General features: G+C 65.1%; 10 protein-coding genes and 1 tRNA gene. 5 read left to right on the top strand and 6 right to left on the bottom strand.

The genetic code is table 11. From position 1 onward, the window contains the following. Positions 1 to 123: 123 nt before the first annotated feature. Positions 124 to 199, top strand: a tRNA-Thr gene (locus AC07TU_RS18650). Between the two features lie 302 nt (positions 200 to 501). On the opposite strand, the gene AC07TU_RS18645 is transcribed toward AC07TU_RS18650, so the two are convergent. Continuing rightward, the gene (locus AC07TU_RS18645; protein WP_495189432.1) at positions 502 to 1,809 is read right to left on the bottom strand and encodes an MFS transporter; all 1,308 of its coding nucleotides are present in this window, start codon (positions 1,807 to 1,809) and stop codon (positions 502 to 504) included. Positions 1,810 to 1,905: 96 nt separating this feature from the next. Here AC07TU_RS18645 and AC07TU_RS18640 point away from each other — a divergent pair, with 96 nt between their 5' ends. The 3 genes from AC07TU_RS18640 to AC07TU_RS18630 all read left to right on the top strand — a co-directional run bounded on the left by AC07TU_RS18640 (position 1,906) and on the right by AC07TU_RS18630 (position 6,714). Then, a complete protein-coding gene (locus tag AC07TU_RS18640) occupies positions 1,906 to 3,078 on the top strand; it encodes a TetR family transcriptional regulator (RefSeq protein ID WP_495189431.1) in 1,173 nt (390 codons plus the stop codon). Positions 3,079 to 3,202: 124 nt separating this feature from the next. Next, complete coding sequence (locus tag AC07TU_RS18635) at positions 3,203 to 5,491, top strand: TonB-dependent receptor (protein WP_495189430.1); 2,289 nt, start codon at positions 3,203 to 3,205, stop codon at positions 5,489 to 5,491. A 17-nt stretch (positions 5,492 to 5,508) separates the two neighbouring features. Beyond that, positions 5,509 to 6,714, top strand: a complete 1,206-nt coding sequence (locus AC07TU_RS18630; RefSeq protein ID WP_495189429.1) for a Ca2+-dependent phosphoinositide-specific phospholipase C — start codon at positions 5,509 to 5,511, stop codon at positions 6,712 to 6,714. 82 nt (positions 6,715 to 6,796) lie between these two features. On the opposite strand, the gene AC07TU_RS18625 is transcribed toward AC07TU_RS18630, so the two are convergent. The 4 genes from AC07TU_RS18625 to AC07TU_RS18610 form a co-directional block, all read right to left on the bottom strand. Beyond that, complete coding sequence (locus AC07TU_RS18625) at positions 6,797 to 8,104, bottom strand: DUF5690 family protein (RefSeq protein WP_495189428.1); 1,308 nt, start codon at positions 8,102 to 8,104, stop codon at positions 6,797 to 6,799. Positions 8,105 to 8,165: 61 nt separating this feature from the next. After that, positions 8,166 to 8,459: a hypothetical protein gene (locus AC07TU_RS18620; protein ID WP_495189427.1), complete on the bottom strand. Its 294-nt coding sequence runs from the start codon at positions 8,457 to 8,459 to the stop codon at positions 8,166 to 8,168. Positions 8,460 to 8,480: 21 nt separating this feature from the next. Further along, positions 8,481 to 9,002, bottom strand: a complete 522-nt coding sequence (locus AC07TU_RS18615) for an HAD family hydrolase (protein WP_495189426.1) — start codon at positions 9,000 to 9,002, stop codon at positions 8,481 to 8,483. Position 9,003: 1 nt separating this feature from the next. After that, positions 9,004 to 10,158 (bottom strand): TIGR03364 family FAD-dependent oxidoreductase, encoded by a 1,155-nt coding sequence (locus tag AC07TU_RS18610; protein ID WP_495189425.1) that lies wholly within the window; start codon positions 10,156 to 10,158, stop codon positions 9,004 to 9,006. A 134-nt stretch (positions 10,159 to 10,292) separates the two neighbouring features. Here AC07TU_RS18610 and AC07TU_RS18605 point away from each other — a divergent pair, with 134 nt between their 5' ends. Further along, positions 10,293 to 11,201: a LysR family transcriptional regulator gene (locus AC07TU_RS18605; protein WP_495189424.1), complete on the top strand. Its 909-nt coding sequence runs from the start codon at positions 10,293 to 10,295 to the stop codon at positions 11,199 to 11,201. A gap of 9 nt (positions 11,202 to 11,210) precedes the next feature. On the opposite strand, the gene AC07TU_RS18600 is transcribed toward AC07TU_RS18605, so the two are convergent. After that, on the bottom strand, positions 11,211 to 12,884 hold the full coding sequence (locus tag AC07TU_RS18600) for an amidohydrolase (protein WP_495189423.1): 1,674 nt from the start codon (positions 12,882 to 12,884) through the stop codon (positions 11,211 to 11,213). Positions 12,885 to 13,428: the final 544 nt, after the last annotated feature.

Genomic DNA, 13,428 nt, shown 5'->3' with positions numbered 1-13,428 from the left:
CGCATGGCATGGTAAATCTTGCGTAAAGACGGGCAGGGCTTTCGGCGCGTATCTGGAACGCTTGTCAGCCGCGAAAGAGGCTGGTAAGCGCCGCCACCTTCCACCGGCGGTTCCGCCGGCCGGGCCGCTTTAGCTCAGTTGGTAGAGCATCGCATTCGTAATGCGGGGGTCACAGGTTCGAGTCCTGTAAGCGGCACCATTACATATTGGGAACATTGTAGAAATCCGCAGAAATCTGCGGCATGTTGCCTCCTGTTTGTCCGGCAAAGCCCCACTTTGTTCCGCCGTGGTCCGCTCAAAGTGGGCCAGGAATCGGTGGGCCACGAACAGTGCAGGAGACGTGGTCCACCCTGCTTACGACGGTTCAGATTCGCCCGCTCAAGCCTGGGCAGCGGCCATATAAGGTCGCAGACTCGGACGGCTTGCTCCTGCTGGTGTAGCCAACAGGCGCTTTGCTCTGGCGATTTCGGTACAAAGTGTTCGGGCATGAACGGAAAGGGTTCACTGAAGCGTTTCAACGGAAGATCTCGGCCCAATGGCGGCCGTTCGTTCGAGCCGCTCAAGGACCCCGCCCGGCCCGTCATAGGCGTGAGCCCGCCACCATTCACAGGCGGCACACAGCAACGCTGCCAATGCAAGCAGCATCGCCAGCCCCGACAGCGAAGCACCTTGTGTGTTCGCCTGGTTCACGCCTCCAGCCAGCCAGTGCCCCGCCAGATATGCCGAGCCACCCAGCCCGATCTTGGACGACGCCGTGAAGATGCCGTAGCGCGACGCCGCCATGCCGGGCACGGTGGCGCAGACCTGCTCGAGCAGTTGCGAGAAAGCGGACCATATCAACAGGATCACGCCGCCAAGCCCAATACCCAGCAAGGCGAAGGCAAGGGCGGTTCCGGCCATTCCTGACGCAAGTCCCGCCGGCAATGTCACGATCGCCACCGCGCTCACGCCATAGGCCAGTACTAACCCGCCGGTAACTCCCAGCCTACGCGCGAGCCCCGACCATAGCGGAATCGAGCCGAGCCGGGCAGCAGCGAGCAGCAACGGTACCGTCGTCACAATCCCGGCATGCGAAGCGTCCAGATGGAGCGCCGCCTTGCCCACCGCCGCGAGTGCACCGATGCCGACCATATGGACGAGACAGAAGGTGAGCACGGGCGTTAGCCGCCCGCGTTCTTGCGAGTTCGTCACGCCGGGTGACTGGTCGGCTGGAGCCTGCAGCGGAATGGCCAGCAACCACGCCAGCGGCATCAGGAGCAGCAGGGCCGCCGCGCCGATCGTCATCATCGCGGCGACAGGCAGTACCGTTCCCTTCGCCGCGAGCAGCGGGATCGCCGCCACGGCCACGACGATCCCCGCCGCGCTGCTGCCGGCGGTGCGCAACCGCATGAAATGCAGATGCCCGTGGCGTGCCGCAAGGATCGCGGAAAGGGCGTTGTGCGGAACATCGAACAGCGCGAAGGCGGTGCGAAAGAGGATCAACAGGATCGCGGCGGACGCCAGTGATCCGCTTGCGGCCAGTGGCAGAGCGGCAAAGCTCAGACAGGCAATGAGCGCCGCACCGCCGCCGATTTGCGGCGTCCAGCGGCGCAGCCGGTCGAAGCGTGCCAGCGCCGCGCCCCAAGCCGCGTCCAGCGCTGCGTTCCAGAGCGATCCGGCGAGGAACAACGTCCCTGCCGTCACTGGCGGCAGCTTCAGGAGCGCCACCATGATGTAGAGCGCGAACGCATCCCCGGCGACCCAGAGCAGGCTCTTGCCGCAGTGCGATGCCATGAAGGCGTAGAGCGCCAACCTCCGGACCGTCGTCATGCTGCGCCCCTAGAGCGGTGCCGTGACTGTTTGGCGTCTTCGGCCAGCCCGCGAGCTCTGGACTGGTCCCTGCACTCCACTAAGACCGCAGGCGAAATGAGCAAACACTCCCCATCCATCCGCGAACGCCCCGGCGACGCCGGTTCCGCGATCCTCGATGCGGCGCGCGAAGTGGCGGCGGAGCGCGGGCTCGGCCAGCTCAGCCTGCGCGTCGTCGCGGAGCGGGCGGGCGTATCGGTTGGCACGATCAGCTATCGCATCGGTGATCGCGGGGCGCTGATCGAGGGGCTCGCACGGCGCGAGGTGGTGCTGACGGAAACTCAGGCAGCGCACTGGGCACGCCGAATGGGCGGAATCGCGCCCGGAAATACCGACTTCCTGTCGGATATGGTCGAGGCATGGCTGGGCGAATGCGGAAATGCGAACCGCGTCCCGGCGGTGATGCAGAGCGAATTGCTGTCGGCCGCCTATCGCGACGAGCGCCTTGCCGAACCTGTCGCTGCGATCACCGGCGCGCACGCCGATATGTGGCGCGCGATGCTCGACGGCTGGGATGAAGCGGACCGGCTGGCGCGCCGCATCGCCGCCTACTGCGCCGACGAGCGGCCTTTCTCGACCCTGCTCGGCGCAGACACCGACTATGGCCTGCTGCGCGCCTCCACCATCCGTGCGCTGCTGCGCGATCGCAATGCGGCGCCCGGCTCCCCGACGGATGCCTGGCACATGCGGCTGGTCGCGCGGCTGGAGGAGCCGGCGCGCGCCGCCTTCGATGCGGGCGAGCCGCCGCTGGGGGCCAAGGCCGCTATCGCCGAGCACATCGCCGACATGATCATTGCCGGCGGGATCGAGACGCTGTCGCACCGCTCCATCGCGCAGGCGCTGACGATGCCCGTCTCCAGCCTGGCGCATCACTTCCCCATGCAGCGCGACATCCTGCTTGGCGGTGTCGAGACGCTCTATCGCCGGCTTCGGTCGGAGGTCCAGGATGCCACGGGCGAGCGGCCGGCCGGTGCAACGGTTATCGTGCTGGGGCACGAGATGGCGCTGGCCGCACGGCGCGAGCCCGGATTCCTGCCGTTCGCGATCGATATGCGCCGCCGCCGCGCCGAGAACGTCCATCCGATCATCAGCCGCATCCTCACTGGCAGCGAAGACGCCGACCATGCGCTGACCCAGGCCTATGTGATGGCGATGATCGGTTTCGGGCTGGGCGGGTTGATGGGACACGAGCATCGCTACGACTATGAGGAGATCCTGCGTCTGATATGAAATCCTGATCCAGTACGACTGTTTTTTTTGTACAAAAATTCGCTGATATTTTACCGTACGATCGTCTCAATACCGTAACAGTCCATGGCTAGGAGCCCCTGACTCGATTGATCAGGGGAATACGATGACTCGTTTCGGATCCATGGTGCGGTCGCGCACCGCATGGGCGCTGCTGCTGGCCGGCACCGCCGTGCTGCCGCTATCGGCGCAGGCGCAGGAGGCGAAGGATCCTTCCGCCGAGGACGGGCTTCAGGACATTGTCATCACCGCCCAGCGCCGCGAGGAACGCGTCCAGGACGTACCGCTCTCGATCCAGAGCGTCACCGGCGAGGCGCTGGCGCAATCAGGCTATACCGACTTCACCGACCTCCAATATCTCGTGCCGGGCGTGCAGTACGACCCGACCCAGGGAGCGGCCTTCCAGATCCGCGGCGTCGGCAGCACCTCGTTCGACTTCTCCAACGCCAAGTCGGTCAGCGTCGTCGTCGACGACGTGGTGATGGACGGCCAGCGCGCCAACGGCCTGATCGGCATGGTCGATATCGGTCGCGTCGATGTCCTCAAGGGTCCGCAGGGCACGCTGTTCGGCAAGAATTCCACGTCGGGCGTGATCGCGGTCAGCACCAACCGCCCCGCGCTCGGCACCTTCTCGCTGCGCGCGAGCGCGAGCTATGGTGAGCACAACGAACGCATCCTCAACGCGACGGTCAACGTGCCGCTCGGCAGCATCGCGGCGCTGCGTGTTTCGGGGTTTGACCAGGCACAGGACGGTTTCGGGAGGAACGTGACGCTCGACCGTCTCGTCGGCTCGACCCACGACTATGGCGGCCGCGCCCGCCTGCTGATCGAACCGTCGAGCACGCTCAGCATGCTGCTCTCGGCCGACTATGCCCATCATTGGGACAGCAGCGTCCGCACGCCCGTATCCGGCCAGCCCGCCGCGGTCACGGCAATGCTCCGCGAACTCGGTGTCTTTCCGGGGCCGAAGAGCGCCGACACCGCCGACGGCAGCTTCGGCGAGATCGCGACCGAGGAATGGGGCACATCGCTCAATATCACCGCCAAGCTCGGCAGCCATGAGCTGCGATCGATCTCTTCCTTGCGCTTTACCGGCTACAACAACTCGACGCCGGTCAACCTGCTGCCGCTCGACAAATATGCCTATGTCCCGTTCAACCTGGGCGAGCTCGACACCGACAAGCTGAGCCAGGAGATCCACCTCGCCTCACCGACCGGCGGCTTCGTCGAATATGTGGTGGGCGCGTTCTACAACCGGCTGCATGCGCGCCAGACCCAGCTGCAATGGGCAACGCTCGGCCAGCCGCTCTACCGGCCGAACGGTACGCCGCAGCCGACGCTCTATGCGCTGACCGGCGCGATCGGCGTCAACGCCAACGCCTCGCTGTTCGACACGGTGAACGAAACCGCCGCCGCCTTCGGCCAGTTGAAGTTCAACCTGGCGCCGCGCCTCAGCCTGACGCTCGGCGGCCGCTACACCAAGGACTGGAATTCGCAGCGGCTGACCTTCATCACCATCGATCCGCTGCCCATCGCCGGCTATCGCCCGACCTTTGTCGGCAGCAGCGCTGCGCCCGCCTATCCCTATGGCAAGGTGACCGGCGACAACTTCTCCTATCGCGTCTCGCCCGAATGGCAGATCAACGACAATGCGATGCTCTATGCCACCTATTCGACCGGCTACAAGCCGGCCGGTATCGCCTTTGTCGGCAACAAATATAACCCGTATCGCGCCGAGACGGTCAAGGCGATCGAGCTCGGCATCAAATCCGAATGGTTCGATCGGCGCCTGCGCGTGAACCTCGGCATATTCCGGTCGGACTTCACCGATTTCCAGACGACCATCCTCACGACCATCCCGGACGGCGCGGGCGGCGTGATCCAGACAACCGCCATCGGCAATGCCGGCGGGCTTCGGTCGCAGGGCGTCGAGGGCGAGATCGCGATCGCGCCGGTTCGGGGCGTGTCCCTGACCGGCAACTTCACCTACACCGACGGCCATTTCACCGATTACGTCTACAACAAGACCACCGACTATACCGGCACGCGCCTGACCAACTCGCCCGACTGGGCGGCGAGCGTCGCAGCCGATTTCAGCCATGAGTTCGCGTCCGGCTTCAGCGCCCGGGCCCATATCGATTACGCTTGGCGCAACGACTATTGGACCGTTGTCGGCCAGCCCGAATATTCGCGCGTGCCGAGCTACGGCCTCGCCAACATGCGCGTCACCTTCACGCTCCCGGACCGGAATGTCGAGTTCGGCGCCTATGCCCGCAACCTGTTCGACACCTATTTCTCGACCGGTTGGCAGAATTACGGCGCGGTCGGGCTGCTCCACTACACCTCGCCGGGCGCGCGCCGCACCGCCGGCGGTTTCGTCAACTTCCGTTTCTAAGCCGGGGAGCCTGATCCATGCTCAGCAACAAGCTCCTTCTTATCGGCGCGGCCGCACTGGCACTGTCGGGTGCGGCCATGGCAGGAAAGCCAGGCCCTGAAGCCGCGGATCTTCCCGCGTCGCTCCCGATCAACCGCATCCAGATCCTGGGCACCCACAACAGCTATTCGCTGCCCATCGATCCCCAGCTGCGCGTGCTGTTACGCCCGATCTTCGCCGGCTTCGACAAGATGATTCAGGCAATGCCGGACGCGCAGAAGAAGCTCTTCAGTGAAGAGCATCCCAATCCGATCACCATCGAGGAGGGGTTGAACTACACGCACGACAGCCTGACCGCGCAGCTCGACCTTGGCGTGCGCAGCCTTGAGATCGACCTCAATCCCGACCCCAAGGGGGGACAGTATCTCGACCCCGCCGGCTATCGCCAGTTGCGGGCGCAGGGGGTGCACGACCTGCTGCCGATCGACACGGCAGCTCTCGCGAAACCCGGCTTCAAGGTCCATCACATCACCGATGCGGACTTCCGCAGCCACTGCCCGCTCTTCACCGATTGCCTGCGCGAGATCCGGGATTGGTCAGATGCGCATCCGGGCCACGTCCCGCTGTTCATCCTGATCGAGGCGAAGAGCCAGGCGATGCCACTCTTCAAGGACGCCACGCCGCCGCTCCCCTTTTCGCCGGAACGGTTCGACGACATCGACCGGGAGATTCTGTCGGTGTTCCCGCGCCAGCGGATCGTGACACCGGACGATGTGCGGGGACGCCATCCCACGCTGAACGCTGCGGTCCGTGCCGGCAGCTGGCCGACGCTGGCGAAGGCGCGCGGCAAGATCGTGTTCCTGATGATCACCGCCAACGGCCCGAAGGGAGCCGAAGGCTATCTGGCAGGCCACCCCTCACTTGAGGGCCGCATCGCCTTCCTCCGGGCCCAACCCGGCGAAGACCATGCCGCTTTCCTGATGTACGACAATGCGCTGCTGCGCGAACGCGAGATCCGCGCTGCCGTGGCGCAGGGCTATCTCGTCCGCACACGTTCGGACATCGAGACCTATGAGGCCAAGGTGAATGACCGCAAGCGTGCCGACACCGCGTTCGCCAGCGGTGCCCAGATCGTCTCGACGGACTTTGAGAAGCCCGGCAACGCTTATGGTACATCCTATTTGGTCCGACTGCCGGGTGGTGAAGCGGCGCGGGAAAGTCCTGTCTTCAAGTCTCAGCGCTGAAAGCAGACGGTAGTGCTTGCCGCGCTGCCGCTCTCCGCCGCCGCGATGATCGTTCCCCGATGATCCCGGCAACGAAGCGCCGTCATACGGGATATGGTGCCGGCCGAGGGGGGGGAGACGCTGACGCCGCCGCAGTCCCGATGCCTGCCATTGCCTTGTCCGAAATCGGTGCCAGTTGCGCGCGGCCAGCAAAATGGGTCAGGAGCATCATCAGCAAGATGGCTGCCGCACCGAGATAGTTCAGCGAAACGACGAATTGCAGCCAATCGACGGAAAACGTCATGAAGCTCTTCGCGAACATCACGACAACGCTGCCGAGATACCCCGAGGCGTCGGCGACATAAATCAGAAAGCCGGCATTACCCGTCCGGCCCGTGGCAGCGAGCAGCCGATCGAAGTAAATTGCGTTGAACGGGGTGTAGCCAAGATAGAGACCCGCCCCTGACAGGATCATCCACCCTATCGGTCCGAGCACGCCGTTCTGGAACGCCAGCGTTGCCAGGAAGATCGTCGTGGCCCCCAAGCATATCAGGAGATTGAGACAGCGTAACGCCCGCGCGCTGTCGCGGATCGCGATGAAGCCCCCGAGTACGATCAACAGCGCGATGGCGATCGGCGCCTCGGTCGCGGTGAATAGGCCCGCGACGCGTCCGAAGCCCATTTCGGCCCAAATCTCTGCGGAAAAATTGTCCCGAAGGTCGCGGATGATCGTGAAGATCACATAGCTTGTGACGAGGGGGAGCATGAGCGGCCAATGCGCACGCAGGAAGCGCCAGCGCTCCACCTTGTCCATCGGGGCCCGCTCGATCCGCTCAACGATGTCCCGCGCGTCGGGCGGCGGCAATCGCGACAGTCCTAACACCGAGACGAGCAGCAATGGCAGGAACAGCGCACCGGTCGCCGCCGGCATCCAATATTCCGACACGCCGAAGTCGGCCATCAGCCACGCGCCGATGCTTTTGACCATGCCGGACGAAACGATGAAGCTCGCGCAGAGCATCGCACCAACGATATCGCTGATCCGGCGGCCTTCGAGATAGCCGAACACGAGACCCCAGATCATGCCGAGCGGCAGACCGTTTAGAAACAACACCGCCGGCTTCCAGGCGATGGGGACGATCGCGAACAGCACGAGCGCGACCCAGGAGAGACCGATCAGTCCGAGGATCGCTGCTGCACGATGCCGCGGATCGATTTCGGAGACGACCTTGAGGCCGATGAACTTGGACAGGGCATAACCGGCGATCTGCGCGATCACCAATGCGATCTTGAAATCGAGCGCAAACGCCCAAGCGCCCGCATCGGCATAGCTCGCTGCGGTGAACGGCCTGCGAAAGGCGTACATCGAGAAATAGGCGCTGAATGCGGCCCCGCCGGCCCAGAGGATCAACAGCGCGCGGTTGATCGGCGCACCGTCGGCCTGGTCGCGGGGCGAGAAACGCATATCGGCTTCAGCCGGCGAGGCAGATCGTGGCCGGGTGGAGGCCTGGCCGCTCGCCGCGAAGCAACGCCGCCTCGATCCGTTCGATCGCATTCGGCAGATCCGCGACGGTCGGTATCACGAAGTCTGCACCGGCTTTCGCCAATTCGCTGGCCGCATTCCGCAGCCGCTCGCGACCCTCCGCTGCGGGCAATGCCTTGTAGGCCGCCAGCGGCAGCCCAATGCCGTTACCCGACGCGGCAACGCCGACCGTCCAAAGCCCGGCGTTCCGTCCGGCCACGATGCCGACCTGCGCGTCATCCACGGCCACACAATGCGACACCGGCTAGGCGCTCAGCATTTCGAGCGCGCGCCAGAGCATGAGCGGGGCAGGTCTGCCGGCTTCGGTCTCGCCTGCGCAAACCACGATTTCGGGCGCATAACCCTGGCTCTCGGCAGCGGGGAGGATGCCGCGCATCATCGCCCGGGTATAGCCGGTGGTGGAGCCGATCCGCGCGCCGCGGTCGCGTAGCCACGCTGTCACCTCGGCCGCGCCCGGCACTAGATCGCGGTGTTCGAACGCAGCTGCGGCCATCGCAGGTTCGAGCGCGCGCATCAGTGCGTCGATGTCCGCTTCGCTTCCGGCGCGGCCCTGCGCATGCCGCCAGGCAGCGTCGCCCTCCGCCTCAGCCAGAATCGCAGCGACATGGTCGCGCTTGGCGCGGCCCATATGCCGGCGGATCAGGCGTTCGGATACTGGCGCACCCGCCTCGTCGAACACCGATTCCATCGCGCGGACCGGTGCGCAGGATCCGAAATCGACCATGGTTCCGGCCCAGTCGAAGACGACGGCAGCGATCTTGTCCATGTCAGCTAGCGCCCTTCATGGGCGCGCCGAAAGCGGCGCGAACCACATCCTCACCGATCGCGAAGGCAGTCGACATGCCTGCGCCGCATGTCACGACGGTGACATGCACGCCGGGCTCGACCTCGCGGCTGAACCAATTGCGGTCGGGCGACCAGGCATAGGAGCCGACCCAGCGCTCGATCACCGGCGGCGGCTCGCCCAGGACCTGACGGAACTCATCGAGAATCAGGTCGTCCACACCGGCGTGCTGGAACGGATCTATGACGTCGCCATAGGCATGGCTGTCACCGACGACGAGGCTGCCATCCGCGGATTGTGCGACGATCAGGTGCACACCCGCTGCGCTTTGCGCCTCTTGCTCCCGCTCAAGCCGGTCGCGCAGTTTCGCCGCCTGCGGTAAGGCGGCATAGCCCTCGTAGCGCGTGAGGCCGAGGTCGCTCATGACCGGTGCGGGCAGCCGGTATCCGGGATCGGCGAGACGCAGCATCTGCAGCTTGCAGCGAGAGACGCCCATTTCGTTGGCCAGTGCGGGATAGAGCGCGGCCAACTGATCGCCCGGACACACGAAGATCCGTTCGCTCCGGATGACCCGGTCCGCCGTCACGATCTCACCCGCGGCTACGTGGCGGATCTGCGCAGGCGGCAACAGCGTGACACCCCAGCGATCGACCAGCCAGGCAAGCAGACGCGGCAGCGCGTCGCGCGCTTCGACGCGAATTTCGTGCGGACTGAGCAAGACCGCCTCGCATTGCGGAAAGGTCATCCGCTCCATCGATGCTGCGAATTCGCCGCCACCGACCAGCCGGCATTCCGCGCCCATCTCGGTCGCGAGGAACGCTTCAAGCACGGCGACGGCTTCGGGCCGGCGCGCGACCATAGCAAGGCCGGTCTGCACCACTTCGATCCCGGCCGATGGCGCGACCTGCGCCCAGATATCCCGGCTCCGACGTGCGAGATTCCACATCTCGTGGCGTTCCTGCCCGGTGACTGTGATGAAGCCGAAATTGCGGATACTTGCGCCGACCGCCCGTGCCGATGCGTCGATCAGCGCGACCTGCGCGCCGCTACGAGCGGCGGCGAGCGCGTGGGCGATCCCGATGATACCGATTCCGACCACGACAACGTCGAATGGGCCGGCCTTGCCAACAGTTTCCATGACGACGCTGCTACGCACCCGGCCGGTGCGGAACGAATAGCTTGTGTGCATGAGGGGCATAGCCAATGCCCCTCGCGCCGGCGTATCGCCGCTCCTGTCACATGCCGGACGCGGATCCATGTCAGCGGGCCGGGATGAGCATCAACTTTCAGCATTTGCGGTCCTTCTACGCGATCGCATCGGACCGCAGCGTCTCGCGCGCCGCACGGCGGCTCAATATCTCTCAGCCGACGTTGTCGAAACAGCTGCGGGCGTTGGAGGACCGGTATCAGGTCAAGCTGATCGACGGCGTGCGGCCGCCGCTCATGCTTACGCCGGCGGGGCAGGCGCTGTATGACAAGGCGCATATCCTGTTCGACGTGGCGTCCGAGATCGCCACGATGCTGGCGGAGGCGACGACCGGCTCGATCGGCACCGTGCGCTTGGGTACGGATTCCCCGCCCTTCGCCGCCCGGTTCATGACGGCCCTGCGCGCGGCGCTGCCGCAGATTGACTTCAAGGTCGCGATCGCCAACGCGAGCACGACCAACGACGCGCTCATCCAGGCGCAGATCGATATGGCGATCGTGTGCGAGCCGCGCGTGCATGCCGACTATATCTATACCCCGCTATATCGCGACGAGCTGGTGGCGGTGGTTCCTGCTGGCTGGGACGGGTCGCAAGGCGCCTATTTCCCGCTCGATGCGCTAACCCGCGAAACGCTGCTGGTGCGGGAGCCGACATCGCGCACGCTTGGCGCGACGCGGCAGGTTCTGGAGGAAGCTGGCATCCGCCCTGCGCGGACGATGGAGATGCACACGCGCGAAATGATCCGCGAGGGCGTGGCGCACGGGCTCGGCATCACCTTCATGTTCCGCGAGGAGTGTCCGCCGGACACGCGGCTGCGGACGATGCCGGTCGATTCAGGGTCGAGCGCGCGCTTCGTCCACGGCTATTTCGCGATCCGCGCGGAGCGCTTCCGGATCGCGGGGTATCGCAGGGCGCTGGAGGTGGCGAAGGAGATCGCCGCCGCGCGCAGCATCGGTCATCCGGTGACCGAATAGGCAACAAGGTCACCAGCAATATTGCGGCTGGCCCTTGTCGTCCTTCCGGTAACAGATCTTACCGCCGATAATCGTGTAATCGACCGCGACGCGTTCGATCCTGTCCGGCATGACCTTGGCCGGATCGATGGCGAGGATCACGAGGTCGGCGCGCTTGCCTACAGCGATCGTGCCGCGCTTCCGTTCCTCGAACTGTAGGTAGGCGCTGCCCTTCGACCAGATTGACAGCGCTTGTGCGACGCTGACGCGCTGTTTCTCGCCATAGACCTTGCCATTGCCGCGCGCGCGGCGCGTCACCAGGCTCTGGATGCGCTCCATCACCCTCGCCGGGCTGACCGGGCTATCCGAACTGCCGCCCACCGGAATGCCGAGTTCGAGCGCGCTGTGATTGGGATGCATCATGTTCCAGCGCGCCGCGCCGAAATCCTCCATCTTCTCGCCGTGGTTGATGACGTAGGAATGGAGCGACACCGCAACGCCGCTTGCCTTCATTCGCTGCAGGATGCCGGGGTTGACGACGCTCGCATGCTCGATGCGATGGCGTGGATCAGGCCGCGGATTGGCACGCTGGGCGGCGTCGATGGCGTTGAGCACCATGTCGATCTCGCGGTCGCCATTGGAATGCACCGCGGCCTGCAGGCCAGCATTGTGGACGCGCGCGACCATGCGGTCGAGCTCGGCCTGATCGCGGCCCGGGGCGATGCCGTGATAGCGCGCGTCATGGGCATAGGGTTCGTAGAGCCACGCGGTGCGGCCCGACAGCGAATTGCCGTGGAACAGCTTCACCCCGTCCAGCGTCAGGCCGGGCACGTTCCATTCCGTCTTGAACCGGTTTTCGATCAGCCAGTCGAGATGGCGATACGAGGTCAACGCATAGACGCTGACTGGCATCCCGCTTTTGAGCAGGGCACGATAGATGCGCAGTTTTTCCGGGGACGCACCGGCATCGCCGACGCCGACGATGCCGTAGGACAGCAAGGTGCGGAATTCGGTGCGATAAGCCTCCAGCGTCTCCGCTTCGGTCGGTTTGGGCGTGGTGTCGTACAGGCGGGCGAGACCCGGAATGCCTTCGAGCAGGATGCCGGTCGCCTTGCCAGCGGCATCCCGTACAATTTTGCTGCCTGGCGGGTCGGGCGTATCGTCGGTGATATTGGCCATCTTGAGCGCGAGCGAGTTCACCACGCTGCGATGTCCGCTTGAATGGCGCAGGATGACAGGGTGATCCGGCACGACCGCGTCGAGTTCGCGCGCGGTGGGATGGCCGTCGATTAGCTCGTCATAATAGCCGCGACCGGCGACGAGCTGCCCATTCGGCGTCAGCGCCGCCTTGCGCCGCAGCTTGGCGAACAGTGCGGCGCGTGAGCCGACGCCGCCCTCGGGTGTCAGGTCAAGCAGACCGTACACCCCCATCTCGTCGAATTGCGCGCGCGGGTGGATGTGGGAATCGATGAAGCCCGGCAGCACGGGGCGTCCGCGCGCGTCGATCACGGTCGTATCGGGTCCGGCCAGCGCCATCACCTCGGCCTTCGCTCCGATCTTCACGATGACCCCGTCATCGATCGCCATTGCCGTGGCCGGCGCCTGACCCTCGGCGCGGATGTCGCCATCGACGATGATCAGCCTCGCCGTATCATCGCGCGCGTCTGCGGGCGAAGCGGTCATCGTGCCGATCAGCGACAGCACCGGCAAAGCGGTCCTGATCCATGCGCGCAATGAATGGGAGCGAGCGTCAGTGAGGGCGTGCATCATCGTTCAGGTTCCCGACAAGACGTGTTTCGGCGTCGAGAGCGCCACTTCAGCATCCACCGCCGGCACGCCAATTCATTTGAGGAATGGTGATGATAGCGCTGGCAACTGCCTATCGGCCGCGCCGCGCCACTGAAGATCAGCGGCTTAGCCGTTGTGTTCCATGGCAGAAGCTCGACAAGGATCAGGCCGTCATCACGACCCCGGACCGCAGTCGAAGCAATCGCGCACGCGCATTCGCGGCGCGGCGACGGGCAGGATGTCACGCTCAAGTCATTTAAGAACTTCCTGCTGTCGCGAAACGGTCATCCCGCACGGCCACCCGCCGCTTCGAATTCGGAAGGGGGCCATGCGGGATCAATCGACTTCGGCGTGCCGGGCATCATCGCCGTGGCATGTGCGCATCAAGCGCATGTGCTCCGGCTGGTCGCCATGACCCGGTCCGAGAGCGCCAACCACCTGCCGCACGGCGGCGACTGAA

The sequence above is a fragment of the Sphingomonas sp. GW821-FHT03E12 genome (assembly GCF_059420685.1).
This window is presented reverse-complemented; position numbering and strand designations above follow the sequence as displayed.

Bases quoted from the DNA above. Each gene is read 5' to 3' on its own strand.
- AC07TU_RS18605 (WP_495189424.1), top strand. From the start codon at position 10,293: ATGAGCATCAACTTTCAGCATTTGCGGTCCTTCTACGCGATCGCATCG.
- AC07TU_RS18640 (WP_495189431.1), top strand. From the start codon at position 1,906: ATGAGCAAACACTCCCCATCCATCCGCGAACGCCCCGGCGACGCCGGT.
- AC07TU_RS18635 (WP_495189430.1), top strand. From the start codon at position 3,203: ATGACTCGTTTCGGATCCATGGTGCGGTCGCGCACCGCATGGGCGCTG.
- AC07TU_RS18630 (WP_495189429.1), top strand. From the start codon at position 5,509: ATGCTCAGCAACAAGCTCCTTCTTATCGGCGCGGCCGCACTGGCACTG.
- AC07TU_RS18645 (WP_495189432.1), bottom strand. From the start codon at position 1,809: ATGACGACGGTCCGGAGGTTGGCGCTCTACGCCTTCATGGCATCGCAC.
- AC07TU_RS18610 (WP_495189425.1), bottom strand. From the start codon at position 10,158: ATGGAAACTGTTGGCAAGGCCGGCCCATTCGACGTTGTCGTGGTCGGA.
- AC07TU_RS18615 (WP_495189426.1), bottom strand. From the start codon at position 9,002: ATGGACAAGATCGCTGCCGTCGTCTTCGACTGGGCCGGAACCATGGTC.